At 65.0% G+C, this 2,370-nt stretch carries 1 tRNA gene and 2 pseudogenes; 1 reads left to right on the plus strand and 2 read right to left on the minus strand.

Features of this window, described 5'->3' with window-relative positions:
• Window positions 1-139 precede the first annotated feature (139 nt).
• A pseudogene (locus ACFYP3_RS37520) lies at window positions 140-736 on the plus strand (transposase).
• A 167-nt stretch (window positions 737-903) separates the two neighbouring features.
• Here the strand turns inward: ACFYP3_RS37520 and ACFYP3_RS37525 are convergent.
• Both ACFYP3_RS37525 and ACFYP3_RS37530 read right to left on the minus strand, forming a co-directional pair.
• Window positions 904-1,284, minus strand: a pseudogene (locus ACFYP3_RS37525) (IS5/IS1182 family transposase); the annotation flags it as partial.
• A gap of 716 nt (window positions 1,285-2,000) precedes the next feature.
• Window positions 2,001-2,074: transfer RNA gene (locus ACFYP3_RS37530), tRNA-Lys, on the minus strand.
• Between the last annotated feature and the right edge of the window lie 296 nt (window positions 2,075-2,370).

The following is a 2,370-nucleotide window of genomic DNA, read 5'->3' on the forward strand; positions in this document are numbered from 1 at the left end:
CAGACCAGTGAACGTCTCCACCCACACCAACACAGCCCGCAACACCCCACCCATACAAGAGGAATGCCCCATCCCAGACGGGCCGCAACAACCTTTAGGAGGTGTCTTCAAAAGGGTCTGATGGAGCATGAGGTGGAGCGTGGTGCGTCGTCATGAGCTGTTCGATCTGGAGTGGGAGGCGTGGTCCGGGTTGTTGCCGCGGTCGTCTTCGGGGCGGCCGCGGTTGGATGACCGGCGGGTGCTGAACGGTATCGTGTGGAAGCTGCGGACGGGTTCGGCGTTGCGTGATGTGCCGGAGCGGTATGGGCCGTGACGTACGCTATATACGCGTTTTCGCAGGTGGGCGCTCCTCTCCGGTGGCATGCTGCCGACTGCACTCGTTTCGAATACGCCATGGCCACCATCAACGTCCGCCCGGCCGGCCCCGACCCGGCCACGTCCTGGCCAGGACGTGGCCGACAAGGCCACAGCTCCCGGAAGATCCGCGCCGGCCTGCGTGAACGCGGGATCGGCCACACCATTCCGCAGCGCCGTAATCAGCGAGCCCACCACACCCCGACGCGGCAGGGAAGGAGGCAGGCCGCCAGCCTTCGACGACAAACAGCTCTACCAGCACCGCAACGTCATCGAACGGTGCTTCAACCGTCTGAAACAGAGGCGCACCATCGCCACTCACTACGACAAAACTCGCGCGTCCTACCAGGCAGCCGTCGTCCTCGCCTCCCTCCTCATCTGACTCAAGCCCTTTGAAGACACTGCCTAACCCCAAACCAGGCACGACACGCAGTCCTTTTGGAGAGAGTCGGCCCTCTGGCGTCTCTCCCTTTAAAGGCGAATCTACGCAGCGCCCACCGAGCAGGCCGCTTCTCGGCATATCTGAAGCCTCTGACCTGGGCGAACGCTACCTTGCCAGCGATGCTTGCCGGAGGAGTCGTCCTGGCCGTTGCCGACGCGGTCGCACTCGGCGAGCATGCCGTCCACGAGCCCGTACTCGAGGCGTGCCTGCCGCAGGGTGCGGGTCAGTGAGAGACCGCGGGCAGCCAGCTGTACGATCACGCGGGTACGTAGGCGTGGGCCGTGCTTTCGCTGGGCCCGAATTCCGCGATCTGGGCCGGAGTGTCGCGCCTTGCGCAGATATACGAGTGTGATCGGGACCCGCTGAGATGCCAGCTTGCACAGGCGGTCACCCGCACGGGTGACGATCAGCATCGTCACCCCCTCCACGAGGGCATGAGGAAGGTCCAGGGCGGCAGGGATAGGTACCCAACAAGGCAAACTTGCCATCGAGTTGAGATGTTAGATCTCTCGCTCAACCGTCCGGGAGCCCTGCCCGTCACCCCACCTCTCCACTCGGCTACCTACGGGTCAACCTTCGTCGAAGCCGGCCCCGACGCTGTCGGCGCCGTCGCGGATTTCCGATCCGAGGCAGGTCCCCCGCCAATCCGCCAATTCATCATCCGGGCACGGAGCACGATCCCGGCAGCCAGCCCAGGCCCCAGAGGGAAGCCCCGGCCCGACCAAAGGTAGGGCTTCCCCCTCCAAAAGTTACCCGCTCTCGGAGAAACCGCCCACTTCCCACGCTGTCAGACCGGTGTGGGAGCTCCGCGCACCCCCAGACACCCGCCCCGGCTCGCCAGGTCTCCCTTGAGACATTCCCGCTGGAGCGCGGACGACGCACCGCGGCCCACTGGCCTCTCACGCCCCGCCCCCTCAGCCTCTCCGTCTAGATGGCCCCATACAGACCACGCCGCCCTCCACCCACGCCCCCCTCCACCAGCACCGCATCGAGATGCGGAGAAACAATCCGCACGAGCTCGCCATACTTGCCGAAGACGCCGGAAATCGTGACGGAGCATCACCGGCGCAAGCCCCAGATTCACGGAAATCTGGCCAGGGCCCACTGCGCCTTACCCTGACACTGCCTCGGGTTGGCGGAGGGCAGCGCCAGCCAGTAAGCAACCGACTGATGGTGGCAGGTACTGCCCAAGGAAGCTGGACAGTGGGGCGGGTGGGGCTCGAACCCACGACCTACGGATTAAAAGTCCGCAGCTCTAACCAACTGAGCTACCGCCCCTTGCCCTCGATGAAAACACGCGCAGGACCGCGTCGCGCGCCACGGCCCTACCTGCCTAGCGGAGGGCGCTCCCCAGCCTTGGAGTCATGAACCGGTGGGACCCAGGTGCCTGCAGGCTGCGAAGTGGGCCAGCACCAGCAGGCACCTCCTATGGGGTGGGTGGGACTTGAACCCACGGCCGACGGATTATGAGTCCGCTGCTCTACTGACTTTGAAGCCGGGTTGTCGTAGGGGGCTGACGATCGGTGATCGTCGCGGTATGCCGGGTGTATGAGGTATCCGCAGGGTGGGGGTCT

The organism is Streptomyces sp. NPDC005533, from assembly GCF_042871845.1.
Lineage (GTDB): Bacteria > Actinomycetota > Actinomycetes > Streptomycetales > Streptomycetaceae > Streptomyces.